The 25,851-nt window shown below is 60.9% G+C and carries 18 protein-coding genes; 2 read left to right on the top strand and 16 right to left on the bottom strand.

All coding sequences use genetic code 11. The features are described 5' to 3' along the window. Positions 1-13 precede the first annotated feature (13 nt). The 14 genes from HMPREF2980_RS02775 to dinB form a co-directional block, all read right to left on the bottom strand. On the bottom strand, positions 14-1,612 hold the full coding sequence (locus tag HMPREF2980_RS02775; RefSeq protein WP_246823646.1) for a cell division protein FtsQ/DivIB: 1,599 nt from the start codon (positions 1,610-1,612) through the stop codon (positions 14-16). Positions 1,613-1,621: 9 nt separating this feature from the next. Further along, a complete protein-coding gene (gene murC / locus HMPREF2980_RS02770; protein ID WP_070690056.1) occupies positions 1,622-3,121 on the bottom strand; it encodes a UDP-N-acetylmuramate--L-alanine ligase in 1,500 nt (499 codons plus the stop codon). Beyond that, positions 3,121-4,221, bottom strand: a complete 1,101-nt coding sequence (gene murG / locus HMPREF2980_RS02765) for an undecaprenyldiphospho-muramoylpentapeptide beta-N-acetylglucosaminyltransferase (RefSeq protein WP_049350352.1) — start codon at positions 4,219-4,221, stop codon at positions 3,121-3,123. Before murG ends, murC begins: the two co-directional genes overlap by 1 nt. Before the next feature lie 210 nt (positions 4,222-4,431). Beyond that, positions 4,432-6,582, bottom strand: coding sequence for a peptidoglycan glycosyltransferase FtsW (locus tag HMPREF2980_RS02760; RefSeq protein ID WP_049350353.1), 2,151 nt, complete (start codon positions 6,580-6,582; stop codon positions 4,432-4,434). A gap of 148 nt (positions 6,583-6,730) precedes the next feature. Further along, positions 6,731-8,317: a UDP-N-acetylmuramoyl-L-alanine--D-glutamate ligase gene (gene murD / locus HMPREF2980_RS02755; RefSeq protein WP_070690054.1), complete on the bottom strand. Its 1,587-nt coding sequence runs from the start codon at positions 8,315-8,317 to the stop codon at positions 6,731-6,733. Beyond that, positions 8,317-9,522: a phospho-N-acetylmuramoyl-pentapeptide-transferase gene (gene mraY, locus HMPREF2980_RS02750; protein ID WP_049353001.1), complete on the bottom strand. Its 1,206-nt coding sequence runs from the start codon at positions 9,520-9,522 to the stop codon at positions 8,317-8,319. Before mraY ends, murD begins: the two co-directional genes overlap by 1 nt. A 6-nt stretch (positions 9,523-9,528) precedes the next feature. Beyond that, a complete protein-coding gene (gene murF / locus HMPREF2980_RS02745; RefSeq protein WP_070635142.1) occupies positions 9,529-11,148 on the bottom strand; it encodes a UDP-N-acetylmuramoyl-tripeptide--D-alanyl-D-alanine ligase in 1,620 nt (539 codons plus the stop codon). After that, entirely contained in the window at positions 11,141-12,886 is a 1,746-nt protein-coding gene (locus HMPREF2980_RS02740) for a Mur ligase family protein (protein ID WP_070690052.1), read from the bottom strand. Before HMPREF2980_RS02740 ends, murF begins: the two co-directional genes overlap by 8 nt. Before the next feature lie 168 nt (positions 12,887-13,054). After that, a complete protein-coding gene (locus HMPREF2980_RS02735; protein WP_049345236.1) occupies positions 13,055-14,920 on the bottom strand; it encodes a peptidoglycan D,D-transpeptidase FtsI family protein in 1,866 nt (621 codons plus the stop codon). Between the two features lie 62 nt (positions 14,921-14,982). Beyond that, positions 14,983-15,990 carry a cell division protein FtsL gene (locus tag HMPREF2980_RS02730; protein WP_070690050.1) on the bottom strand — a complete coding sequence of 336 codons (1,008 nt, stop codon included), beginning with the start codon at positions 15,988-15,990 and terminating at the stop codon, positions 14,983-14,985. A gap of 20 nt (positions 15,991-16,010) precedes the next feature. Further along, on the bottom strand, positions 16,011-17,075 hold the full coding sequence (gene rsmH, locus HMPREF2980_RS02725; RefSeq protein WP_070690048.1) for a 16S rRNA (cytosine(1402)-N(4))-methyltransferase RsmH: 1,065 nt from the start codon (positions 17,073-17,075) through the stop codon (positions 16,011-16,013). Positions 17,076-17,176: 101 nt separating this feature from the next. Beyond that, on the bottom strand, positions 17,177-17,608 hold the full coding sequence (mraZ, locus tag HMPREF2980_RS02720; protein WP_070690046.1) for a division/cell wall cluster transcriptional repressor MraZ: 432 nt from the start codon (positions 17,606-17,608) through the stop codon (positions 17,177-17,179). A 529-nt stretch (positions 17,609-18,137) separates the two neighbouring features. Next, positions 18,138-18,539, bottom strand: coding sequence for a DUF3040 domain-containing protein (locus HMPREF2980_RS02715; RefSeq protein WP_049350360.1), 402 nt, complete (start codon positions 18,537-18,539; stop codon positions 18,138-18,140). Positions 18,540-18,711: 172 nt separating this feature from the next. Further along, on the bottom strand, positions 18,712-20,106 hold the full coding sequence (gene dinB / locus HMPREF2980_RS02710; RefSeq protein ID WP_070690044.1) for a DNA polymerase IV: 1,395 nt from the start codon (positions 20,104-20,106) through the stop codon (positions 18,712-18,714). A 185-nt stretch (positions 20,107-20,291) separates the two neighbouring features. Here dinB and HMPREF2980_RS02705 point away from each other — a divergent pair, with 185 nt between their 5' ends. Further along, on the top strand, positions 20,292-21,524 hold the full coding sequence (locus HMPREF2980_RS02705) for a polyprenyl synthetase family protein (protein ID WP_070690042.1): 1,233 nt from the start codon (positions 20,292-20,294) through the stop codon (positions 21,522-21,524). A gap of 126 nt (positions 21,525-21,650) precedes the next feature. Here HMPREF2980_RS02705 and HMPREF2980_RS02700 read toward each other — a convergent pair whose 3' ends face one another. Then, entirely contained in the window at positions 21,651-22,019 is a 369-nt protein-coding gene (locus HMPREF2980_RS02700; RefSeq protein ID WP_070506761.1) for an Rv2175c family DNA-binding protein, read from the bottom strand. Between the two features lie 249 nt (positions 22,020-22,268). Here HMPREF2980_RS02700 and HMPREF2980_RS02695 point away from each other — a divergent pair, with 249 nt between their 5' ends. Continuing rightward, complete coding sequence (locus HMPREF2980_RS02695; RefSeq protein WP_246823645.1) at positions 22,269-23,969, top strand: serine/threonine protein kinase; 1,701 nt, start codon at positions 22,269-22,271, stop codon at positions 23,967-23,969. Positions 23,970-24,135: 166 nt separating this feature from the next. Here HMPREF2980_RS02695 and HMPREF2980_RS02690 read toward each other — a convergent pair whose 3' ends face one another. Next, the gene (locus HMPREF2980_RS02690) at positions 24,136-25,500 is read right to left on the bottom strand and encodes a class II 3-deoxy-7-phosphoheptulonate synthase (protein WP_049340751.1); all 1,365 of its coding nucleotides are present in this window, start codon (positions 25,498-25,500) and stop codon (positions 24,136-24,138) included. Positions 25,501-25,851 lie beyond the last annotated feature (351 nt).

Genomic DNA, 25,851 nt, shown 5'->3' with positions numbered 1-25,851 from the left:
CTGAATGGTTCCCCTAACGGGTCACCGGTACGCGCGGGGCGGACACGTCATAGACGGTCACCTTCTGCGTCTGTGCCTCAGAGGAGGTCTCCTCCTGGGCACGCTTAGCAATAGCCTGGCGCAGGGAGAGCAGGACCTTAGCCTTCAACTCGCTCTCTTCAGCGGTTCCCCACTGCACCGTAGTATTATCCCTCAAGGTTAGAGTGATACTTGAGGTTGATGTAGCGCCGGCTTCCTTAACCTGAGCTAGAAGCTCAGAGGGCATCGCCGAAAGCGCGGTAGAAATAGTGCGGAACTCAGCCGAAGTCTGCGGGTCATCACCGCTGAAACGAACCAGCGGCACCGACGTATCGGGCTGAGTTGCCGACTCCAGAAGGCTCACACCATCGCTATCAACAGTATGGTACGTATCGCCCTGCTTCACAACCGCAACCGCGGTACGCTCCTTCAGAGTCACCACCAGCTCATGCGGCGGCCGGCTCTCCACCTGCACGCTACGAATCACATTATCCTGCCCGAGCAGCTCACGCACCTTCTTCTCATCGATGCGAGTGAGCGGAACACCGCGCAGAGGCTCAAGCTTCTGCTCCACCTGGGTGGTTTCGAGCAGGGACGCGCCGCGCACCGTAATCTTCTGAGTCGCCAACAGGGGTGAGAAGAAGACCAGCACCACATACAGCACCGCGATAATAGCCAGCGCCGAGGCAGTGTACAGCAGCTTACGGGCACGAGTCAGAGGCGCACGCTCCTTACGGGGGCGCTCCTCAGCACGCAGACCGTCCAAGCCCGGATCCTGACGCAGACGCTCACGCTGAGCCTGACGGCTCGCACGCTCGCGCTCCTTCTCAATCTCCGCGGCACGCTGCTGCTCACGCTCTGCACGCCAACGACCAAAACGACTCGTGGGGCGAGGCTCTTCAACAGCCTTCTCCCCCGCCTTATCAGTGCTCTTGTCGGCGCTTTCCTCAGCCTTCTGGGCGGCAGGCTCTTCGCGAGAGCCGGCAGCATCTGACTGGGCAGATGCCTTACCGGAGGCGGATGCAGACTTCTTGCTGGCGCCCTTATCGCTATCCTTGCCGGTGCTCTTCTCAGGCTGAGCAGAGGCACTCTGAGCAGACGTTGCCTTAGACGAAGAATCCTCAAACGCCTCAACATCAAACAGCTCGGGGGCATGCTCAACCTCAGACACGGTGCGACCGGTCATCAGAGCCGAACGCACCGAATCTTTCAGAGACTGCGCCGAAGAATGCACCGCCGCAGCGCTCTTACGAGACGAAGAATCAGCACCGTGCTGAGCGGAAGCCTTATGCGCCACGGGCTTACGCGGCGCATGGCGAACAGAGCTCGAAGACTGAGTAGCGGCTGCCTGGGCCGAGCCCTCGGAAGCGGTCGCCTTGGCGGGCTTCACCGCCTCCGCAGACTTCGTAGCCTCCGCAGCCTTGGTCGTCTTTGCCACCTGAGACTGGGCAGACTCAGCCTGCGCGGATTCGGCATGCTTAGCCTCAACCTGCGCATTCTCAGCTACCTGCTGGGCGCGCAAACGAGTACGCGAACGCGGAGCCTTCGGCGCGCGCGAGGAGGAATGCCCCTCCGAAGAGAGACCAGAACTCATCGGCACAGCCTAAGCCTCCGACTTCTTCGACTCGCCACCGTGACGGACCTCCAGGGACTCCAGCAGACGCGCACCCAAAGCGGTCACATCGCCAGCGCCAACGGTCATCACGATATCGCCATCCTGAGCGCACGTCACAATATCCTCAATAGCGTCCTCAGCGGTAGCGTAACGAACCTCAGAGAAACCAGCACCGGTAATCAGCTCACTGGTCACACCCTCAATCGGCAGCTCACGAGCCGGGTAAATATCCAGTACATGAGCACGATCAGCCATCGACAGGGCCTCAGCGAACTCCTTTGCAAACTCGCGAGTACGCGAGAACAGGTGCGGCTGGAAAATCACGTACAGGTTATGGCCATCAGCCACGGTACGACCGGTCTCCAGGGCACGGAACACCTCGGTCGGGTGGTGCGCGTAGTCGTCAAAGACCTTTACGCCGGCAACCTCACCGCGCAGGGTGAAGCGGCGGTCAGCACCCACGAAATCAGCCAGCGCGCGAGCAATATCAGCAGCCTCGTAACCAGAAATGAGCGCCGAGATAAAAGCAGCCGAAGCGTTCAGCTGGTTATGGATACCGGGCACCTTCAGAGCAAGATCCTGCTCACCCTCATAACGCACACCGCGGCACTCAAAAGACCACGACAGGTGCGACGACGAGGAAGAACCAGCGCTGGTGATCTCACTAATGCGCAGGTCTGCATCCGCCGATTCACCGTAAGTCACCACGGGCACACCCGCCGCACGAGAACGAGCCGCCAAAGCCGCCGCGCCCGCATCATCAGCGCAAGTCACCACAACACCGTTAGGAGCCAGCGAACCCACAAAACGGTTGAACGCCTCAAAGACACGCTCATCCGTCTCATAGAAATCCAGGTGGTCCGGCTCAACATTCGTCACCACAGCAATAGCCGGGCGGTAACGCACAAACGAGCCGTCCGACTCATCAGCCTCAGCCACAAAAATCGACTCCGGGCCCTGAGCACCCAGGTGAGCGTTCGTGCCGCGACCAGCAATCACAGTACCCACCGCAAACGACGGGTCAGCCCCCAGCTGATCAAACATCACAGAAATCATGGAACTGGTCGTGCTCTTACCGTGAGTACCGGCAACAGCAACCACCTGAGCCTCACCCATCACAGCGGCAAGCGCCTCAGAACGATGCAGCACACGCAGACCCTGCGCACGAGCGGCAACAAGCTCCGGGTTATCCTCACGAATCGCAGTAGAAATCACCACGGTATCAACGTCCACAATGTTCTCAGCCTGCTGAGGAACACCCACACGAGCACCCGCAGCACGCAAAGACTCAACAGTAGCCGACTCGGCACGGTCAGAACCGCTCACCGTCACACCAGCCTGCAGCATCAGAGCGGCAATAGCGCTCATACCCGCGCCACCAATACCGATGAAGTGCACACGGCCCAACTCGCTCATCTTCGCACGCTCAGGGAACGGCGGGTTCAGCGGTGCCGGCAACACCATCTCAAGATTCATCAATTCAGTCATTACTTCTCAGCTGCCTTCAATACTGCTTCAGCCATAACGCGCGCCGCGTCACGGATACCAAGTTCATACGCCGCAGCGCCCATACGCTCCAGCTCCTCCGGGTTCGCCATAAGAGCCGGAATCTCACGGGCAAACCACTCACCGGTGACCTCTGCATCCTTCACCAGCAGAGCCGCAGACGCCTCCACCAGAGAACGAGCATTCAGAGCCTGCTCACCATTACCAATGGGAAGCGGCACAAAAATCGCGGGAACACCCACCGCAGCAACCTCACTGACGGTCGCCGCGCCCGAACGCACCAGCAGAAGATCAGCGGCAGCATACACATCCTGCATGCCGTTGCTGAACTCAATCTGACGGTAATTCGGCGCGCTCAACGGCTCACCATTCTCATCCAGAACAGCCTTACCCTTACCGGTAATATGCAGAATCTGGAAGTCCCACTCAGCAAAGTGGTCACGGCACGCCGCCACCGCATTGTTCAGGCTCTGCGCGCCCAGCGAACCACCGGTCACAATCACGGTCGGCTTCTGCGGGTCCAGGCCCAGGTTACGGCGAGCCTTCGAACGGTGCGCCTCACGGTTCAGGTAGGCAATCTCATCCTTCATCGGCATGCCCACCAGGGTCGCGCGCGGGAACGGAGTATTAGGGAACGCAACACCGGTGAACTTCGCAAACGTGCCACCCAGGCGGTTCGCCAAACCGGGCTTCGCGTTCGCCTCATGAATCACCACGGGAATCTTAGCGCTCAACGCCGACAAATACGCAGGCGGGCACACGTAGCCGCCCACGCCAACGACCACATCCGCATCTACATCCTTGAGGATGCGGCGGGTCTTCGACAGGCCACCAAAGAACTTAGCGGGGAAAGCCAAAGCGGCACGGTTAATGCTACGAGGGAACGCTGCACGAGGAATGAACTCAATATCGAAACCAGCTGCCGGAACCAGCTCGGCTTCCATCTTGTCGGCGGTGCCCAGCATCAGAATCTTAGCATTCGGCTCAAGATCACGAACCGCACGCGCAATCGCGAGCATCGGATTAATATGACCGGCGGTGCCACCACCGGCGAAGACTATAGAGGGCGCCTTCTTCGTCATAGGTCTTTCTCCCAACACATCGGTACAGCATCATTTTACGCTATCGCACCTGTTCAAAAGAGCGCCCCCGCCATTGAGCTACAACTCAATAGCGAGGGCTTTATCTTATATTCAGCACATATTCATCACGGGTAGAGGTGCGAACCGCAGCTCACTTCCCCGATTGCCAGCCCCCGATATGCAGGCTTCGCGGAGCGGGTTCCGCGGGGTTTAGCCCTGCTTACGGGTGCCGCGCTGAGCCGAGTTCCGAGCCGCGCCCTGAGCCGGACGCTGCGCCTGCTGAGCGCTGTTCTTCGGAGCACCCTTGGCCTGAGTACCCTTTGCCTGAGTGCCCTGTCGCGGCGCTGCCTGACGTTGAGCGCCCTGTCGAGGATTACCCTGTCGCTGGGCACGACGCTGACGGTCCTCCGGATGCAGCGGCTGCAGACCCGCAGGTAGCGAACCCGACGGACGGTGCTGTGCGCTACGGGGCTGAGCGCCACGAGGCTGCTGCACTCGCTTCTGAGTAGCAGGTTTCTGAGCGGTACGGGGCTGAGCGGCGCGCTGCTGTACAGCTTGCTTCGGAGCCGCGGGCTTCTGACCTGCAGGCTTCGCAGCGGTAGCCTTCTGAGCGGGGCGAGTCTGCTGACCGGTACGAGGCTGAGCAGGAGCCTTCTGCGGAGCTACCTTCTGCGGTGCAGGCTTCTGCGAGGCCTTCTGCTTCTGAGCTTCAGCCTTCTGCTCCGCCTTCACACGGGCAGCTTCCTCACGAGCCAGACGCGCCTCCTCGCGAGCACGACGCGCCTCTTCTCGAGCCTGCGCCGCCTCCTGGCGAGCCTGTTCCTCCTTGCGACGAACCTGCTCCCGAGCCTGGCGCTCCTGCTCCTTCTGCTGCTCACGAGCCATACGAGACAACTCGCGCTGCTGATCCGGCGCAAAACCCAACCATCGGCGCAACGTGCTCTCCGGGCCGAAAACAACCTTCAAAGGATTATGTTCCTTCAACAGGTGACCACCGGCAGCCGCACGAGCTGCCTCTTCCTGATTCAGCACATCCTGCAACGGCGTACGACGCTGCCATTCAGCATTCTCACGACGAACCTCACGCGCGCTCTGGGTCTCAATATTCGACGGTTTCGTCGCGCCACGCAACGGAGTCTGCCGCGCAAACGCCAACAACAAACCCGCTGCAAACAACGAGGACAACAGCGACGAACCACCATAGGAGACAAACGGCAAAGGCACACCAATCACCGGCAGGATACGGGACACCATGCCCATATTGATAATCGCCTGAGAAGTCAGCCAAATCATGATGCCGCCCGTAGCCAAACGCACCAGCGGATCAGTAGTACGCAGCATAATACGAACCGCGCAGTACACCAGGCCCACATACAGCAGCAGAACCGCCAGCGTACCCAGCAGACCCAGCTCCTCACCAATAATGGCGAAAATATAGTCGTTATGCGCCTCAGCCAGGTAGTTATACTTCTGGCGCGACTGGCCCAGACCAACACCCAAGAAGCCACCGGTCGTCAGCGCCACCTCACCAGAATTTGCCTGGTCACAGTTAGCGTTCGTGCACGAACCCCAAATACCGAAAATACGAGCCACACGGTTCGCGCTACTGAGCACACCCACGAGCGCCAACACCGCAAACGCGCCGCCAATCTTCAGCAGCGAGCTGCGAGAAGCACCCGCCAGCCACATCATGCCCACAAAGATGAAGCCATACACCATGGCGGTACCCATGTCACCACCGAGCATAATCAGCAGCACCAGGGCACCCACACCATAAATCGAGGGGAACAGCGTGCGCCAAATACTACGAGAAATATCGCCGTGGCGGCTATACACCCACGCCAGCCACATAATAATCGCAAGCTTCGAAAACTCCGACGGCTGAATCTGCACCGGGCCGAGCTTCAACCAGTTACGGTTACCGTTCACCTCAACGCCAACGACCACCACAGCAAGCTGCATGACCAAGGCGGCAACCAGCATCGCGTACACCACAGACTTCTTGTGGTAATACCCAACAGGGATACGCGTAATACCCGCCATCGCAATCACGCCAAGAACCAAGAACATGACCTGAGACGAAACCTGCGAGAACGGCGACTGCCCCTGAGAAATCATGGTGACGCTCGACGCCGACAGCACCATAATGCAGCCAAAAATAGCCAGACCCAGGGTCGTGACCAGCAGCATCACCGGCACATCCCACAGGTCAGCCTTCAAACCACGACGGTACAGCCTATCGGCACGAGTACGGAACGGCGCAGAGAAATCCTCCAAACCGGCTCGCAAAGACGCCCAACGACCACTCGCGGTCGAACGCGCCGAAGAAGCCGAACGCTCCGAAGATGCGCTGGTACTCACATGCCCTCCTATAGGCCTCAACTGCCACGGATCCGTCGTGGCGAATACACGAAAAAGGTTCAGGGGTGGGACACCGTTACCATCCCACCCCCGAGAAGAACCCGCAGAAAGCACCCCGGTTACCCGAGACGCCCCTGCAGGTAACCTCCTAAGAGTCAGCCAGCTGGGCGGCAACAGCGTTCGCAAACGCATCACCGCGCACCGCATAATTCTTGAACTGGTCCATCGACGCAGACGCGGGAGCCATCAGCACGGTATCCCCCGGATGCGCCAGCTCAGCAGCCTTCGCAACGGCCGCGTTCATCACGGCAATGCCGTCCGAAGAATCAGCCACAGCGGCGGTCATATTGTAGGTCGGAACCTGCGGAGCGTGGTTAGCCAATGCCGACTTCAACGCCGCAGTATCGGTACCGATAATCAGCACAGCCTTCAGACGCTGCGCGTGGGCAGCAATCAGCTCATCGTACTCAACGCCCTTCGACAGGCCGCCAGCAATCCACACCAGCGAGGGGTAGCCGCTCATCGACGCGTTCGCGGCGTGAGGATTCGTAGCCTTCGAATCGTTCACCCACATGATGTCGTTTGCGTAACCCACCAGCTGGTTGCGGTGCGCACCGGTCTTGAAGGAACGCAGGCCAGCGCCCACAGCCTTCGGGTCAATATCAGCCGCACGGCACAGAGCCGCAGCCGCCAAAGCGTTCTCCACGGTGTGCTTCGCAGGCATCTTACCGGGAGCCGGAGCCAAATCCTCCAGAACCACCAGCTCATACGCCTCGTTGTAACGGTTCTTCAAGAAGGCGCGGTCCACCATGATGTCCTCAGCCAGGCCGAGCATCGACACGGCGGGCATCTCAGTGGAGCTGAAGCCAATCGCACGAGCGCCCTCAATAACGTCCGCGTTCTCAACCATGCGCAGGGTGTCCACGTGGTCGGTGTTGAAGATGCAGGCAACCTGAGTGTGCTCATACACGCGAGCCTTATCAGCCTTGTAACGCTCGAACGAACCGTGCCAGTCCACGTGGTCCTCAGCAATGTTCAGAACCACCGAAGCGTACGGGGACATCGAGTAGGTCCAGTGCAGCTGGAAGCTGGACAGCTCCACCGCGAAGAATTCATAGGGCTCATCGTCTGCAATGGCGTACACGATGGGCATGCCCACGTTACCCACCTGAATAGACTTCTTACCGGCAGCCTTCAGGATGGAATCGACCATGCCCACGGTGGTGGTCTTACCGTTCGTACCGGTCAGGCACAGCCACTTGGGAGTCGGGCGGTCGTTGCGCTCATTCAGGCGCCACGCCAGCTCCACATCGCCCCAAATCTGGATGCGACGCTCATACGCGTCCAGCATGACCGGGTGGTCGGGACGCACGCCCGGGGAGGTCACCACAAGCTCGGGTTCCTGACCGTCCACCGGGGGCAGTGCGCGCATGTGCTCGGGACCGAACAGGCCCTCAACGTTGCCGTAGGCGTTAGCGTACAGGTCGATGCGTTCACGCTTCTCCGGGGTATCAGCCCCGTCGATGACAACGATCTTCGCACCCAGCTGGGCGAGCACATCGGTCACAGCGTCGCCGCTGGTACCCATGCCCACCACGACCACGCGCAGGTTAGCCCAGGGCGCACCCCAGTGAGTCAGCTCCGCGAGGCGCTCGTTCTCATACACCGGGTTCACCGCAATAGCGGCGGCGTTCGCTTCAATGCGAGCTGTATCCGGCTGTTCATTAGTTGACATTAGTGAATCACTCCAGAAGTCTGCGAGAACCAGTCACCGAAGAACAGCGCCAGGGCAACGAGCACGCAGAGGGCGTTAACAACCCAGAGGCGGAACACGGAGTTCACTTCGCCGCTGCTGACGGTACCGGGGGCAATGCCTCGCTTATCAATTGAGTATTTGCCGTTGACGCCGACCTTCTCCATGTGGTGGTGGAAGGGGGTCATACGGAAGTAACGGTGCGCGTGCAGGGGCTTCTCCCCCGCTGCGACCGAACGCTTACGGCTGGTCTTGAACACGAACTTCTGCACAATCACAGAGAACACTTCCAGCACGGGAATCAGAGCGATGACCAGCAGAAGCAGCTCGGTGCGGGTGAACAGCGCGAAAGCAACCATTGCGCCACCGAGCGCCAGGGAACCGGAGTCGCCCATGAAGATCTGTGCCTTCGACACGTTCCACCAGAGGAAGCCAGCCAGCGAACCCACCAGGGATGCGGCAATCAGCGCCAGTGAACCGGGGTCGCGCACATCGTAGCAGGCGGTGCCAGCGCCAGCGGAGCAGGCGTGTACGTACTGCCAGATGCTGATGGTCAGGTAGCCGGAGAAGATGGTCATCATGATGCCGCCAGCCAGGCCGTCCAGACCATCGGTGAAGTTCACCGCGTTCGTACCGGACAGGGAGATGAGGGTAATCCAACCAACCAGCAGGATGGAACCGAAGACCGCGCCCGCCGCGAACAGGTCAATGGGCAGGTCACGTACGAAAGAGATGGCGGTCGACGCCGGACGAGCACCCGACTCATTCGGGAACTGGAACGCCAGGTACGCAAAGGGCAGGGTCACGCCCAGAAGACCAATGGTCTTCTGCTTCTCGGTCAGGCCCTCGTTGCCCTTATTGCGGAACTTCATGATGTCGTCCGCCGCGCCCACACCGAGCATGCCCAGGGTGAAGGCGATGGTCAGCCACGCGGTAGCGGTCGGTACCGGCGCGGTTCCGAAGAGCAGTGCGCTCACCGCCAGGGTCAAGAAGTAGGCGAGAATCGCCGCGGGGATGAAGATCAGACCCGCCATGGTGGGGGTGCCCGCCTTGTGCTGGTGGGCTGCCGGGCCTTCCTCACGGATGAGCTGGCCAAGGTTGAGGGCCGACATCTTCTTGATGAACACCGGCAGCGCGGTGAGGGAGATGAGGAATCCGAAGATTCCAGCAATCAGCACGGTAATCATAAAGCGCTACCCTTCGTTCGTGGTCTGTTCGGTCGAAGTACGGTCGCCGTTAGCGGCGCCGTCCAGGTGAGCGGCAAGGTGGTCGCTCAAATCGGTGGTTTCAACAAAGTCACCGGCAGAAAGCCAGGTCGGTGCCTGCTCTTCCTCAGCGCCGAAAGTGTACTCGGCGAAAGCAACCTGGTCACCCAGAATGCCCAGCTTCGCGCCGTTCGAGGACTTGAAGAGCACAATGTCGCCGGGGCGAACCTCAGCGCGCAGAATCTGCTCTGCCTCCTCCGGGGTCTTCACCCAGGTCGCCTCGTTACCCCAGGAGCCTTCCAGGTGAGCCGCATTGTAGATGGGCTTCGTCTCGTCGCCCACAGCAATCAGCTTGGAAATGTTCATGCGCACCACGAGGCGTCCGATGCGGTCGTGCTCCTCCACGGAGGCGTCACCGAGCTCCAGCATGGCGCCCAGAACAGCCCAGGTGCGGTGCGGCTGACCAGTCGCAGGGTCAACGGTGCGGCCCAGCTGCGCCAGGGTGCGCAGTGCCGCCGCCATCGACTCAGGGTTCGCGTTGTACGCGTCGTTAATGACGGTCACGCCGTCGGCACGGTCGGTGCGCGCCATACGCCACTTCGAAGCCGCCGCTGCCTTATTGAGCGCGCGAGCAATCTTCTCACCGGAAATACCGCTGTTGTAGGCGACAGTCGCCGCAGCCAGCAGGTTGTGCACGTGGTGCTCACCAATCAGCTGCGAGGAAATCTCGTACTCGCTACCGTCAGGCAGGCGCAGAGTGAACTCGGGGCAACCGGCGTCGGTGGTGCGCAGATTCAGCGCCGCCACGTAACGCTCGTAGGGCTGACCGTTCGCGCCGGTCTTCTCACCCACGCCGAAGTAAGTAATGGGGGCAACCGAACGCGACGCCATGCGTAGCACGCGCTCATCGTCAGCGTTCAGCGCCAGGGAACCGGTCGGCTGAACACCCTCAGCCAGCTCGCCCTTAGTGCGCTCAATATTGTCCACGCCGCCGAACTCGCCAGCGTGCGCGGTACCGACCTTCAGGATTGCACCGTGATCGGGGTGCGCAATATTCGCCAGGTACTCGATGTTGCCCACGTGGTCGGCCCCCATCTCAATGACCAGGTAGCGGGTAGACTCATCCGCACGGAAAACGGTCAGGGGCACGCCCACCTCACTGTTGTAGGAGCCGACCGGTGCAACGGTCGGGCCCTCCGGGGTGAAAATGGCGGCAAGAAGGTCCTTGGTGGTGGTCTTACCGGCAGAACCGGTAATACCGATAACGGTCAGCTCACCCTGAGCACGCATCTGTTCAATGGAGTAGCGCGCCAAATCACCCATCGCCAGCACCACATCGGGCACCTGGATGCTCGGGTAGGGCACGCCCTGCTCGTCGAGTACTTCGCGCTCGACCAGCGCCAGGGTCGCGCCCCGCTCAAACGCCATGGGGATGAACCTGTGACCGTCAGTGACCGCACCGGGCTTCGCCACGAACAGGGTACCGGTCTGCACCTCGCGGGAGTCGGTGGTGGCGAAGTCTGCGTACACCTGCTCCTCACGGCCCTCCAGGCCGATAGCGGTGCCGCCGGTTGCCTCAATAATCTGGGCGGCGCTGAGCTTAATCATTCTTCACCATACCTTCAGCGGTCTTAGAGTCACTTTCATCGAGCATGCGCTGGTAGTCAGGCAGGATCTCGAAACCGTGCGCACGCAGGGCACGGGCGGTTTCAACGCGGTCGTCCAGGGCGATATCCACGCCGTCAACATCCTGTTCGGTTTCGTGGCCGCGGCCAGCAATCAGGATGGCGTCATGCTCGCCCGCCAGGGCAATTGCCGCATCAATAGCGGCGGCACGCGGAGAAATATTCAGGATCTGGGTGGCTCGGCGGTTCTCAGCCTTCTGCGCGCCCTCCTCAACGGCGGCACGAATCGGCTCGGGCGCCTCACCGTGCGGATCGTCATCAGTCACAACCACAATATCTGCGTACTGTGCCGCAATCGCACCCATAATCGGGCGCTTGAGCTGGTCACGCTCACCGGTCGCACCGAAAACAATCATGACCTTGCCGTCGCCGGGGCGATCCATCGCCTCCAGGGCACGGGTCAGGCCGTCAGGGTTGTGGGCAAAGTCCACAATCGCGTGCGGAGCCAAAGAAATTAGCTGCATACGACCCGGCACCACCGGAGTCAGAGCCGAACCGGACGCCAGCTCGGGCAACAGACGCTCACGCTCAGCGGAGTCAGTGTCCAGGTACGCCATGAGCGCCGCCAGCGCAGCATTCGAAACGTTAAAATCAGCGGGCAGACCGGTGTAGCATTCAACGCTCTCACCGGCACCGTTAGCCACGTGGAAGCGGTGGCCCAGGCCCTCACGCTGAACCTTCACCACAGCCCAGTCGCGGGCACCAAACTCTGCGGGTACCTCAGCCAGACCGGCACCGCGCGCAGTCACCAGGCGGTGCACCTGCTGCGCACCCATCTGCTCGCAAGCGGCGGAGAACATGTTCTCGCCCCACTCGTCATCAGCAGTAATCACAGCCAGCTCGGCACGTTCGGGGGTGAACAGCTGAGCCTTCGAGTCGAAATAGTGCTCCATGGTGCCGTGCAGATCCAGGTGATCCTGAGTCAGGTTCGTGAAGCCAGCAACCGCGTACTTCACGCCGTCCACACGGTGGTAATCAATCGCGTGTGAGGAAACCTCCATTGCGGCGCAACGCACCTGATGCTGACCCATAATCGTCAGCAGAGAATGCACGTGAGGAGACTCCGGGGTGGTCATCTTCGAAGGAACCGACACACCATCAATCAGAATCTGAATCGTGCCAATCAGACCGGTCTTCACACCCAGGCCGGTGCGGAACACCGACTCCAGCATATAGGTGGAGGTGGTCTTACCGTTCGTGCCGGTCACCGCGTAACGGTGGGTAGCGGGGAACGACGCCGAACCATAAATCAGCGCAGCCAACGGACCGACATACTCGCGCAGGTTCTCAGTCACCAGGACAGGCACCGGCGCCTCACCCAGCAGCTGCGCACCGGCAGCATCCGTCAAAATAGCGGAAGCACCCAGATTCAACGCGGCCTCAGCAAACTGCGCACCGTGCACCTTCGCACCGGGCAGAGCCACGTACAGGTCCTGCGGGCGAACACCTCGGGAGTCCATGCTAATACCGGTAACCTCAACAGAATCACCGGATTCAGAACCCTGAACGCCACTAGCCAGCTGGGAACTCACCTGAGCACCCAATCCCTGCAGATGTTCGCGAAGGTGCGCCAAACTCACCGGGCGCACAGAATTCGGGCGCAGAGTCTGAGCGTCGCCGCCCAGCAGGTTCTGGCCGGGTGCGTGAGATGCGGTATCCATCGTCCTTCTTTCCTCTCCGCTGTCCGAAGCGGTGAGCTCTGTATGGTCAATGCGCTCAAGGCACACAGGGTCATTCAATATTCTACGGGCTTTAGGCTTCGACAGGTGTTCAGTCCCGGGGCTTCTTCATCACGAATCAGCTACCGGGAACCTCTCCCCCGCTCGCCTTTAGCTCGTCTTATTGGGGCTATCCTCAGCAAAAAGCGGAATCAACTCCGGTTCACCGGTAGAACGCGGCACATTATAGGTGTGCAGGGTCTTCTCCATAATCTTGGAGAACTCAGCCGTCGTACCGTTCGCACCCACGCTACCCTCAGGACGCTGCATGGTCACCGCCACCAAGAACTGCGGGTTCTCAATCGGCGCCACACCAATAAAGGACGTCGTGTTGCCGTCGTAGCCGCCCTTCTCACTCGGAGTTTCCGCAGTACCGGTCTTACCGCCCACGCGGTAGCCGGTCACCTTCGCCGGACGGGCGTGGCCTTGCTCCACCACATTCTCCATGAGAGTCAGGCAGGAAGCGGCAGTCTCCTCGCTGACCATGCGTTCGCCAGGCTCTACGGCACGCTTATGTTCGGTACCGTCGGCGTCAATGATCGCGTCCACAATGCGCGGCTTCAGACGAACGCCCTTATTGCCCAGCGCCTGGAAAATCATGGCGGTCTGCAGCGGAGTCTGCGCAACACCCTGACCGAACAGCACAGTGTACTGCTGACGGCCATCCCAATCACGCCAATCAGCGATTATACCCTGCTCCTCACCGGTCAGCTCAATGCCGGTAAACTCGCCGACGCCGTACTTCTTCAACCAGTTGTAGCGCTCTTCCTTGCTGAGCTTCTGACCGACCAGCACCGTACCGGTGTTCATCGAGTCATGAATAATGCCCGAGAAAGTACGCCGCTGCGCCCCGTGCTCAAACGCATCCTTGAAAGTCTGGCCGTCAATCGTGAGGGTCGCGGGCACGTCATACACGCTCGTCGGGGTGGTCAGGCCCTGCTCAATCAGCGCCGAAGCAGTTAGCATCTTCTCGGTCGAACCGGGCTCCACGCTCTGCGAAATAGCGCGCGGGGTCATGTCCGCCGCGTCCTCAATGGTTGCCGCGCCCGGGTCCATCGTGGAGGAATCAGCAAGAGCCAAAATGGAGCCGTCACGCACATCCATAACAATGGCGGTACACCATTCAGCTTTCAGCTCCTCGGCGCGGGCACGCACCACCTGCTGCGCAAAATACTGCACATCACGGTTAATGGTTAGGCGAATATTCTTACCGTCCACCGCCAGGCGCTGCTCTTCCTTCGCTACGGGGATACGCACGCCATCAGCGCTAATCTCGTAGGTGCGCTCACCGGGGGTACCGGCAAGCTCCTTCTCAAAGACACGCTCAATGCCCACGGAGTAGTTACGGGACACCGTACCGCCCGTACCGTTGCCGTCTGCCTCTTCAACAATGTTGTACTTACCGACCACGGAACCGCCCACACTACCGTTGGGGTACAGGCGCTGAGAGAACGCCTCACCGTAGATGAAGGGCGCACCCAGGGCATCAATCTTATTGAAAATTTCCGGGGTGATATTTGCTTTGATCACCGAGTACTTTGAGGTGCCGTCCAGCTTGGACTTGATGAACTCGTCGGTAATGCCCGGGTCAACGGTCTTGAGAATATCGACCATCTCGTACACCAGCTGGTTGGGGGTGACCTCAACCTTCTGGGTGCGATCCTCGTTGTAGCGTTTGAAGGTCGCCACGGCGCTCTGGTCAGCAGTCAGGTTATAACGCTGCACAGTACGCGCCATGACGTTGCCGTTGATATCGAGAATCTGACCGCGCACAGCAGGCAGCACCTGGGAGCGCAAACGCTTCTGACGGGACGCATTCGCCACCGCACCGGGATCAAAGCCCTGGCGGATAAACAGATTCGCACCAATGACGCCCAGAGCACAGGTGGCAGCGGCGCCGGCGACAAAGCCACGGCGGGTCAGGTCCGGCTGACCGGATGCCGATTCGTTCGCGTTCTTACGCGCGTCGGAGCTCATGCGGTGGTCCTTTCGCTGGTCTGGTCTATCGGTGATGCTACGCATCCTGTGGTCAATGTTGTTTATCGTGCGGGCTGGCTTGCCGCGGGGCTAGCGGCAGGGCTGGACTGCTGAGCGGCGCTCGGGGCGGCGGAAGCAGCCGGGCTAGCAGGCGCGCTCGGTGCAGGGTTGGCCTGCTGAGCGGGGTTGGCCTGCTGGGCGGGGTTAGCCTGCTGCGCGGGGCTTGCCGAGGCGCTTGCAGATGCCTTTGCCGTAGCGCTCGCCTGGCTGTGTCGCTGCTGAACAGACTTGTCAGCATCCACAATGCCCTTGGCGTAGCTTTCTTCCGAACCCGCTGCCGGCGGCGAAATCAGGTTCTCCTGCTTGGATCCTTCAATACCGGTGGGGCTTGCAGCCGGGGCGGGGGTGCCCTCAATCGTGGAAGTCTGCAGGTTCAGGGTCGCCTGCGAAGAGCTCACAAACATGCCCAGGGTACTGGCGCGTATCGCCAAATCCTGCGGGGCTTCCTTGAAACCAATCTCCTGCTGCAGCGCCTGGTTCTCCTGCACGAGGCGCTGTTCCTGCGCGCGCAAATCCACCATGTCGTACTGTCGGGTCACAATCAGCACGTTAAGCAGCAGAATAAAAATCAGGGTCAGCGGAATTGCCGCAAAAACAGCGAGCATGGTGGGCGGGCTGAGCTTACGGGCTCGGCGGCGCACAGTGGACAGCGGGTTACGCTGCTTGGGCTTCGTTTCGCGTGCTTCTTCGGTGCGTGCTGCCGCACGGACGCTCGAGGGGACACGGCTCGCGTTCGTTGAGGTGCGCTTACCACCGTGAGATGCAGCGGTGCTGGCGGGACGAACCACCGGCTGGGCTGCGGTGACCGGCTCCAGACGCGCGGTGCGGGTACGACCGGAGTGAGCTCGGGTGGAGGCGCGGCTCGCCCCGGTGGAGCCACCTGTAGAGGATGCGCGGGTAGAGCCAACGGCGCTGGGGGTGCCGGCGGCAGGGCGCGAGGAACCGGCGCGTCGACTCCGCGGGGCGCCCTGGGTGCGGGTGGGGCGCGGGGATGCGTGCTGGGTGCTCACTCTTCTTCGCTTTCTGTCTTCTACTTGGCGGGGATGCGGATCTTCTCGGCGGCGCGCAGCTTGGCGCTGGCGGCGCGGGAGTTCTGTTCAATTTCCTCGTCGGTAGGCGGTTCGGCGCCGCGGGTAATGATTTTGATGGTGGGCTTGTGCTCTTCAAGCTCTACCGGGAAGCCCTTGGGTGCCTTGGAGGTTGCCTCCGCGGTCAGTGCCCTCTTGACGATTTTGTCTTCGAGGCTGTGGTAGCTCATGGCGACAAATCGGCCGCCGAGGTTGAGCGCCTCCAGGGCTGCCGGCACGGCGCGTTCGAGGGCTTCAAGCTCGTGGTTCACTTCGATGCGCAACGCCTGGAAGGTGCGCTTGGCGGGGTGGCCGCCGGTGCGCTGCGCGGCGACGGGCACAGCCTTCTGAATAATGCGTACGAGCTCACCGGTGGTTTCCAGGGGCGCGTTGGCGCGGGCGGTGCAGATGGCGCGGGCGATACGCGATGCGAACTTCTCTTCGCCCCAGTTGCGGATAATGCGGCGCAGCTGGTCTTCGCTGTATTCGTTGACAACAATACGGGCGGTGAGCTCATCTTCGGAGTTCATGCGCATGTCCAGGGGCGCGTCGTAGGAGTAGGCGAAGCCGCGGGTGCGTTCGTCCAGCTGCATGGAGGAGACGCCCAGGTCCATCAGGATGCCGTCGATGCCCTGCACGCCGGCGGTTTCCATGGCGCGGTCAATTTCATCGTAGACGGCGTGGACGGGCACGAAACGCTCACCGAAGCGTGCCAGACGCTCACCGGCGATGGCGTGCGCCTGCAGGTCGCGGTCAATACCGATCAAAACAAGGTTTTCGAAGCGTTCGAGCAGCGCCTCGGAGTGGCCACCCATGCCGAGGGTGCCATCAATAACGTAGGCGGTGCCGCGTTCCTCAACGGCGCGCTCAATACCGGGCGCCAGCAGGTTAATGCAGCGGTCCAGCATGACGGGCACGTGGCGTTCGCTGGCTTCACGCTGGGAGAGGTTCTCAATGGATGCGCCGGGGGCCTTGGCGGCAGTACCGGAGTCGGTCGTACCGGTTTCGGGGGCGTGTTCTACGCTCATGGGTGCTCCTGTGAGAGTTTGTCCTGCGGGAAGGCTTACGGAAGAGTGGTGCGGGTGCTAGAGATGCCGGGGCGGTAGCCGTCGCGTCGGCGGGATGCCGGTTAGAGCAGCGGGCTGAACGGGTCCTCGTCGAGGGAGGCGAATTCAGCTTCGGTGCGGGCGAGGTATTCCTCCCAGGCGGCGGCATCCCAGATTTCTGCGCGGGTACCGGATCCGATGACGACGAGGTTGTCGGTCAGTCCTGCGTATTGGCGCAGTATCGGCGGGATGGGGATGCGTCCCTGCTTGTCGGGCAGTTCGTCTGAGGCTCCGGAGAGGAAAACTCGCAGGAAGTCTCGGGCGGCTCGTCCGGGCAGGGGCGCGGTGCGCATCCGTTCGTGGATGCGTTCAAATTCTGCGGCGGGGAAAACGTACAGGCATCGTTCTTGACCGCGGGTCAGAACGAGGCCTGCTGAGAGTTCCTCACGGAATTTGGCGGGAAGGATGATGCGTCCTTTGGCGTCCATTCGTGGTGAGTAGGTACCTAAGAACATTCACTTCACCTCCCCGATGTGTGCCCCTGATGTATGCCGATGTGCTGAAGTCTGCGGGAGCGGGGGTGCTCCACACATCCTGTAGGTGCCGGTGGCGGGGTGTGCCGGGCCGGTGCCTCCGCCGCGTGTTTGAGGGCACGACGATAGGACTGACTTTCAGCTTTCCCCTCCACTTTACCCCACTTTCCACCACCCACCCCACCCGGCAGAGCATCTTTTAGTGTTTTTATGCTCTCTCCTGCATTTTTAACGCTGACGCACAGCTTCTACACAGCTTCGGGCGTATTCCCGCTCAGTGTGCAACCCTCAGATTGCCTGCTTCGAGGGGGCTCAGGTCTGTTCACCGTTCGGGTCTGTTCACGGTTCGGGGCACAACACCCGGCACCGGGAACTGAGTGCAGAAAATGGGCACAAGAAAGCGGAGGTAAGAGAATTCTTACCTCCGCTTAATCAGTCTTGAGTTTTGAGATGTTCGCATCGGGGGTCAGCTCTATGAGCTAAGCCGCGAAGCTTCTGCACCCTAAATGCTTTAGAGCTGGCCGTTATTACGCTCGTCCCAGCGGTTCTCCAGGCGGTTCATGAAGGAAGACTGATCCTTCTGCTCGCGCTGACGCACACGGGCTGCGCCTTCTGCCTTACCGCCGAGGAAGGAATCCACCGGGGTCTTCTTGCTGGTGGTTGCGAAGTACACGCCACCGGCCGCGAAGAGGAAGCCGAATACGCCCAGCCAAATCATGTTAGATGCGACCGCGCCAATAATGATGCCCAGGCCGATGAGAACGAAGAGAATACCGAGAGCCAAATGGCGAGCACTAAAAACCGGCGCAGTATTGCCGGTTGAAGACATGGAGGAGGCAAAGTGCGGATCCTCATTGCTCATGAGTTCTTCAAGCTGGTCCAGAACCTTCTGTTCGCGCTCGGACAGTGCCATCGTTTTCTCCTTTGAGGTGTCTCTGCTCAAGATGACGTCGGTATCAGCCGGGTTAGCTAGTGCATCAGCTGGCGCGGTGAGCGCTTCTTCCCGCTGTATGTTTCCGGTCGTATGTTTCCCATCGTACCGCGCGGGGTGGGGTTGGCGCATCCTTTTTTCGGGCAGAAGCTCTTTATGACCTCTTTTCGTCAATGCTCTTCTCGGGCGCGGTAACTCCGGAGGCTGGCTTGAGGCTTTCCTGTGAGTACTTACGGTGAATCGCGTCCATGACGTGCTCAACCTCGGACCATCTGCCGCTCTTCACGAGGCGGGCACCAGACCCCGAGTGAGCGCCAGCTCCCGAGCGAGTACCGTTCTGCGGGCTATTGTCCACTCCCCCGCCACCTCGTTGTGCGGAGGCGTTTTGCGAGGAGGCAGTTTGTGCGGACCGTGAGTTTGCCCCGCTCTCGATGGAGTCGAAGAGGGTTTGCTGCACCCCGTCTTCTGCGCGGGCGAGCTTTTCGGCGCGCACTCCGATGAGTCGCAGGGCGCGTGGCGCCTCCTGACCCACCAGAATTTCATCTGCTCGCAGGGCTTCCACCACCAGGGAAGCGATCTGCATGCCGGAGTCCACGGGCACGTTTAGTGGGATAGCGCGGGTGTGCGTTTCGAAGGTGCTGTAGCGAATTTTGAGGCTGAGCCCTCCGGCGAGTTTCCCCGCGGATCGCAGGCGCTTTCCCAGTTTGAGACTCAGCTCCCGAATAGCAGCGCTCACCTCCTGGGCATCGGTCGTATCCGTCTCGAAGGTGTGCTCGCCACCCATGCTTTTCTCTTCACGTTCGGTGATTACGGGGCGTTCGTCAATGCCGCGCGCCATGGCCCAGAGGTGCTCGCCCTGGGCGGTACCGAAGCGTTCTTTGAGCCAGTCCAGGCTCATGGACCTCATCTGGGCGATGGTGTGAATACCGTATCGGGAGAGCTGCTCGGTACTCTTCGCACCCACTCCCCACAGGTCGGAGACTTTTCTCGGGTCAAGAAATTCTTGAACGCGCTCGGGTGGAATGACCCACAGCCCATTCGGTTTACTGCCGGTGGACGCCATTTTGGCGAGTAGTTTATTGGGTGCCACCCCTGCGGAGGAGGGCAGGGAGAGCTCCTGTGCGATGCGGTCGCGAGCGCGCTGCGCCAGGGCGACGGGGTCTTGGCCGTGCAGGTAGGCGCCGGTGAGGTCCACGAAGGCTTCATCCACGCTGACCTGCTCAACGTAGGGGCTCAGGTCATGAAGGATTGCCATGACGGCGCGGGAGTAGTGCCGGTAGTCGCCACGCAGCGGCAGGACGGTGGCGTTGGGGCTGAGGTTCCGGGCGCGGCTGAGCGGCATCCCGGAGCGTACTCCGTGAGCCCGCGCCTCGTAGGAGGCGGAGCATACGACCGAGCGGGGGCCCAGGGGCGCCACGATAATGGGCTCGCCGCGCAGAGCGGGGTTTTCGAGGAGTTCGACGTTGACGAAGAAGGCGTCCATGTCCAGGTGCATAATGACGCGGCCGTTCCTTACGCCACTATTCTTGCTGATTCGCATCTGCCCCATGTCGCCTCCTCTCATAACTTCTACGCCCACCTACCGAAAATATAGCACATTTCTACGAACAATAGGGGTAATATATCGTAAACGTGTTCGTAAATGCGTTCTCTTGGGCTTTTCTCCACTAAGCTAGAAGAAGTGCACACCGCACGGCATCAGGACCGTACATAGCGACCATCAGCGAGGATAGTATGACTCCCCCTTCTCCTTCCGGAGCACCCACTCCCCAGGCGACCGAGAGCCTCACCGTAGCGGCACCGAATATCCCGGCGGATTCTGCGCACCTCGCTGAGCGTATTGCTGAAGAGCAGCGAGCCTACCTGTACGCTTTTGACACCCTCATGGCTGAGTTTTTTGCCCGCCAGCGCGAACTGCTCGAGGGTATTTCTCCCGAAACCCTGCCTCTGCTGGAGGCTATTGAGTCCCTCTCCACCGGAGGCAAACGCCTGCGTGCCCTGTTGAGCTACTGGGGTTGGCGCGGTGCCGGCGGTGCACCCGTAACCGAGAACCGCGCGTCCTGGTCTATTGTGAAGGCCGGCATGGCGGTGGAGCTGTTCCAGACCTCCGCACTGATTCACGACGACATTATCGACCGCTCCGATACCCGCCGCGGCGCTCCCTCCGTGCACAAGCGTTTCGAGGCGGCGCACGAGCAGAATGGTTGGCGCGGTGATGCTTTCAACTACGGTCTGACCGGCGGCATTCTTGCCGGCGATCTGACCCTGGCGTGGTCTGCCGAGGTTTTCGCGTCCCTGGGTGAGGGAGCGATTTATGGCGCTCCTGCGCGTACCATTTTTGACCGGATGCGCGCCGAAGTTCTGGCGGGTCAGTACCTGGACGTCTACTCCGAGGTTCTCGAAACCGAGGACGCTCAGGCAGCTCTGCAGCGTGCCCTGAACGTGATTCGTTTCAAGTCCGCCAAGTACTCGTGCGAGCACCCCTTCACGATTGGTGGTGCTCTGGCTCTGCAGGCTGCCGCGCTGGAGAACGGCACCGGTGCCGTGAGCGAGCAGCACCCGGTACTTGCCGGTTACCGTGCGTTCGGCCTGCCGCTGGGTGAGGGTTTCCAGCTGCGTGATGACGAGCTGGGCGTCTTCGGCCAGCCCGAGGTGACCGGCAAGCCTGCTGGCGATGACCTGCGTGAGGGTAAGCGTACCGTGCTGGTGGCGCTCACCTCCGCCGCCCTCGACAAGAAGGACGCGGCGCTTCTGCACAATAGCTTGGGCGACCCCGAGCTGAGCGATGAGCAGGTGGAGCGCATCCGTGAGCTGATGGTTTCTTCGGGCGCTTTCGCCAAGCATGAGCAGCTGATTGAGCAGAAGTCTCAGGCTGTGTTTGAGGCGCTGGAAGCGATGAACCTGGACGAGCTGACGCATGCGGCGCTGACCGATATCGTGGGTCGTGCTCTGCGCCGCAAGGCATAGATGCCCTGCGTCGTAAGGCGTAGAGGTTCAACGCAGTTAGAACGTTAAACAAGTTGAGGCGGCATACCGAAGTATGCCGCCTCAACCTATTTAGCTATAGTACTGAGCCGCTATTACCAAGCCAGATTACCAAGCCAGTGCCTGCGCACGGCGACGGATCTCGGTCTTACGACCGTCAATCAGCGCGTCGATGGGGCGGCCGGGCAGAGAGTCGTCGTTGGTGTACAGCCACACGATAGCTTCTTCATCGCTGAAGCCGGAGTCCTTCAGGACAGCGAGGGTGCCCTTGAGGGATTCGAGTACTCGCGAACCGTTCATGAACAGTGCGGGTACCTTGCGCACGTTGGTTTCCGGGTCGCGCAGAGCGATGAGCGTACCGTCAGAAATCAGGTTGTGAACGCGGGTCACCTTCAGGTCGAGTGCCTGCGCAATTTCGGGGATGGTTACCCAATCGCCGACGAGGGCGAAGGTCTGAGCAATATTTTCGTTAGTCACCTTTTAAGAGTGCCAGAGCTGGCACGTATTTACCACTTTTGACCCGCCGCAGGCTTTGGAGCCTTGCCATATATCTTTCGTTCTTGTGCCCTGTCCGTTGTTCTTGCGGTGGAGTCGGGTCCACCGGCACTTTGTAAGAATTCGCTGAGTGTTCACCTGCCCGGCGCCCTTTGGCATCGCTTCTGCCCAGGTGGGCGGGCTAAAATGTTGAGACGTATGAATACTCCCAGCCCACGCCGGATTTCTCCTGTGAACCCTCGTTCTTCTGCAAATCCTCCTGTTCCTCCCGCCACTCGTCCCGCTGCCCCGGATACCGCTATTGGTTCTTCGCAGTGGCTCAGTGGCGCCATTATTGAGGGTCACTACCAGGTGGGTTCGCTTATTGGCCGCGGCGGCATGAGCGAGGTGTATTATGCGCTGGACCTGTGGTCGAATAACCCGGTTGCTCTCAAGGTTCTCTCCCCCGCTTTGGCTGAGGATGCAGCGAACCGTCAGAAGTTCCACCGTGAGGAGCGCTCGATGCGCCAGGTGGGTGGCGGCGGGCATACGGTGGGCGTGATTTCGTCGGGTACCGAATATTTTTCGGGCCAGATGGTCATGTATATCGTGCTCGAGTACGTGCACGGTTGTACGCTGAGCCAGCTGCTACGTGTACGTAATGCGCTGTCCCTGGGTGAGGCTCTGGATATCCTCATTCCGGTGGTGGAGGCGCTCTCGGAGGTGCACGCGAACCGCTACCTGCACGGCGATATTAAGCCGGGCAATATTCTTCTCGACGCTAACGGCCAGGTGAAGCTGACGGACTTTGGTCTCTCCCGCCGTGACGATCAGGTGGATGCGGGCGCCCCCATGGGCACCCCCGCCTACGTAGCGCCGGAGGTTCTTGATCCGAAGGTGAAGGTCGGCGCGCAAGCCGATATTTTTGCACTCGGTGTGATGATGTACCGCATGCTTTCAGGTCGTCTGCCCTTTGTGGGTTTGGAGAACGACCAGCAGGTGCTCTACCACAACGCCAATATTGAGATGCCCGCGCTGACCGATGTGGCGCCGGGTGCAGACCGCGACATTGCGGGGCTGATTTCGTGGTGTACCCGCAAGCAGCCTCACGCCCGCCCGGAGGATGCGACCGAGCTGTTCACGGCTCTGCTGGAGATTTCTGAGTCGTTGGGTGAGTCTGAGCGTGCTTGGCGTGCCCCCTCGTGCCCGGAGCCGGAGCTTCCTCTATGGGAGGCTGTTGCCGATATTGCGGAGCGTAGCGGTGCCGCGCAGATGGTGCGTAACACCCCGATTAGCGCGTTTAGCGATGCCCGCGATCTGCTCGCCTACGATGTGTACTCCCCCGACAGCCTCGTGTACGATGCTTCGACGGCGGGTCAGGGCGTGCACCTTGCCGACGTGGATGCTGAGGACTCCGTGCTGAACCGCCAGGGCATTCCGCCTCTGGTGAGTTCCGCCTCCGATAATGACGATTCTGACACTGATCAGGAGCAGGAAGGCTCAAAGGGCAAATCCGGCAAGCGTGGTCTGGGCTCATTCATGAGCCGCCGTACCGCCGCGGCGAAGGGCCCGCTGACTCAGTCCGTTGGCATTGGCCCGCAGACGGAGCAGGAGTTCATCTCGGCTCATGGCGAGTACGCCCCAATCCATGCGGAGCGTTCGTTGAGTCCCTCCGGCACGCGTCGCTCGAAGTCTAAGGGGGCGGCGAGCGCGTCGGAGGCTTCACCGGCAGAGGAGGCCGCTTCTTCTCAGGAATCCGAGCAGTCTTCGCAGAAGGATCCTCGCCTGCCCGCCAAGCAGTTTAGGACCCCGCCCTCGGGTATGGCGGTGGGCGGTTGGGCTCTGGCGCTGATTCTGCTGGGCATGGGTTCGAGCTTTACCGGTTGGTGGCTTGCGACCTCACTGGTGCAGTCGCAGTGGTGGCGCAATATTGAGGCGTTCCTGACCTTCTAGTAGTGCTCCCCCTCGAGCGCTCTGTCCTCGTCTGTGCACTCCGTCCTCGTCTGTGTGGTGCACAGGTTAAACGCAATGCCCGGGTCTTCATTCACAATGAGTGAAGACCCGGGCATTGTTTTTCTGCTATTTCTCACCGACTAGTACGGCGAGGCGTATGAACGTTTTATGCGCGGTTCTTGAGGTACTCGGAGACCAGGAACGCGATTTCCAGGGACTGCGAGTGGTTCAGACGCGGGTCGCACAGGGACTCGTAGCGGTCAGCCAGTGCTGCCTCGTCGATAGCGTCGGAGCCGCCCAGGCATTCGGTCACGTCGTCGCCGGTCATCTCCACGTGGATACCGCCGGGGAACGAGCCCAGAGCCTCGTGCACCTCGAAGAAGCCGCGAACCTCGTCGAGCACGTCGTCGAAGCGACGGGTCTTGTAGCCGGAGGGCACGGAGATGGTGTTGCCGTGCATCGGGTCGGTCACCCACACGACCTTCGCGCCCTCGGCCTGCACGCCTTCAACGATGGAGGGCAGCTTCTCGCGAATGTTCTTCGCGCCCATGCGGGTGATGAAGGTCAGGCGGCCGGGCTCGCGGTTCGGGTCGAGCTTGTCAATCAGTGCGAGTGCGTCCTCGGTGGTGGTGGTCGGGCCGAGCTTCACGCCGATGGGGTTGCGGACCTTGGAGAGGAAGTCCACGTGGGCGTCATCGATGCCGCGGGTGCGCTCACCAATCCACAGGAAGTGTGCGGAGGTGTCGTAGGGCAGGTGGGTGCGCGAATCGATGCGGGTCAGGGCGCGCTCGTAGTCCAGAACTAGTGCCTCGTGGCCGACGTACATGTCGGTGGTCTTGAGGGCCTCGAAGTTCACACCGCATGCTTCCATGAATTTGAGGGCGCGGCCGATTTCGTTAGCGGTCTTCTCGTAGCGCTCGTGGGCGGGGTTAGAGGTGAAGCCTCGGTTCCACTGGTGCACGGCGCGCAGGTCGGCGAAGCCGCCCTTGGTGAAGGCGCGCACCAGGTTCAGGGTGGATGCGCTGGTGTGGTAGCCGCGCAGCATGCGCTTGGGGTCGTGTACGCGGGCTTCGGGGGTGAAGTCGAAACCGTTGACGGTCTCGCCGCGGAAGGAGGGCAGGGTGACGTCGCCGCGGGTTTCCATGTCTGCGGAGCGCGGCTTGGAGAACTGGCCCGCCATGCGGCCCATCTTCACCACGGGCATGGAGGCGCCGTAGGTGAGCACTGCAGACATCTGCAGGATGGTCTTGATGCGGCCGGAGATCTTGTCGGCGGTTGCACCAGCGAAGGTTTCTGCGCAGTCGCCGCCCTGCAACAGGAATGCGCGGCCTTCAGCGACCTCACCGAGTGCCTGGCGCATGGCGTCGACCTCACCGGCGAAGACGAGCGGCGGTACCGAGTTCAGCTCGGCGATAGTGCTCTCAAAATCTTCGTGCTCGCTCCAGGTGGGCTGCTGGTCAATGTGCAGCTGACGCCAGGTGTCTAGGCCGTGGTCGGTGGCCTGCGAGGTGTTGAGGTTTTGATTGCTCATCTTCACTCCATCGGGATGGTCTTGTGCGTTTTCTGATTCAGCCGCGTTTCGGGTGCTCGGCGCGCCGTGTGCGGCGTGCTGGCTTGCGATTCTTCAGGCCGAATAGACCTAATTGTACTCTTGCTTGCTTCAACACCTAACCCTGCAGTCAGGTACATCTCACATGTTTAGATAGCGCCACCCGGTGTCGGCGCCACCCGGTGTCGGCGATACGCGGGTTGATGAGCACCGTTGCAGAGCCGCATACGAAAGGGCGGGATGCGGCATGTACCGCATCCCGCCCTCTGGCGTATGTGCGCATCTGGAGTATATGCGCACCCGAGGTGTTGTCTCAGGGTGCTGTCTCAATGC

Origin of the sequence: Rothia sp. HMSC076D04 (assembly GCF_001814645.1) — a bacterium.
GTDB lineage: Bacteria > Actinomycetota > Actinomycetes > Actinomycetales > Micrococcaceae > Rothia > Rothia mucilaginosa.
This window is presented reverse-complemented; position numbering and strand designations above follow the sequence as displayed.

Bases quoted from the DNA above. Each gene is read 5' to 3' on its own strand.
- murD (WP_070690054.1), bottom strand. From the start codon at position 8,317: ATGTCAACTAATGAACAGCCGGATACAGCTCGCATTGAAGCGAACGCC.
- murG (WP_049350352.1), bottom strand. From the start codon at position 4,221: ATGACGAAGAAGGCGCCCTCTATAGTCTTCGCCGGTGGTGGCACCGCC.
- mraY (WP_049353001.1), bottom strand. From the start codon at position 9,522: ATGATTACCGTGCTGATTGCTGGAATCTTCGGATTCCTCATCTCCCTC.
- dinB (WP_070690044.1), bottom strand. From the start codon at position 20,106: ATGGGGCAGATGCGAATCAGCAAGAATAGTGGCGTAAGGAACGGCCGC.
- HMPREF2980_RS02705 (WP_070690042.1), top strand. From the start codon at position 20,292: ATGACTCCCCCTTCTCCTTCCGGAGCACCCACTCCCCAGGCGACCGAG.
- HMPREF2980_RS02690 (WP_049340751.1), bottom strand. From the start codon at position 25,500: ATGAGCAATCAAAACCTCAACACCTCGCAGGCCACCGACCACGGCCTA.
- mraZ (WP_070690046.1), bottom strand. From the start codon at position 17,608: ATGTTCTTAGGTACCTACTCACCACGAATGGACGCCAAAGGACGCATC.
- HMPREF2980_RS02740 (WP_070690052.1), bottom strand. From the start codon at position 12,886: ATGGATACCGCATCTCACGCACCCGGCCAGAACCTGCTGGGCGGCGAC.
- HMPREF2980_RS02735 (WP_049345236.1), bottom strand. From the start codon at position 14,920: ATGAGCTCCGACGCGCGTAAGAACGCGAACGAATCGGCATCCGGTCAG.
- HMPREF2980_RS02715 (WP_049350360.1), bottom strand. From the start codon at position 18,539: ATGGCACTGTCCGAGCGCGAACAGAAGGTTCTGGACCAGCTTGAAGAA.
- murF (WP_070635142.1), bottom strand. From the start codon at position 11,148: ATGATTAAGCTCAGCGCCGCCCAGATTATTGAGGCAACCGGCGGCACC.
- HMPREF2980_RS02775 (WP_246823646.1), bottom strand. From the start codon at position 1,612: ATGAGTTCTGGTCTCTCTTCGGAGGGGCATTCCTCCTCGCGCGCGCCG.
- murC (WP_070690056.1), bottom strand. From the start codon at position 3,121: ATGACTGAATTGATGAATCTTGAGATGGTGTTGCCGGCACCGCTGAAC.
- rsmH (WP_070690048.1), bottom strand. From the start codon at position 17,075: ATGAGCGTAGAACACGCCCCCGAAACCGGTACGACCGACTCCGGTACT.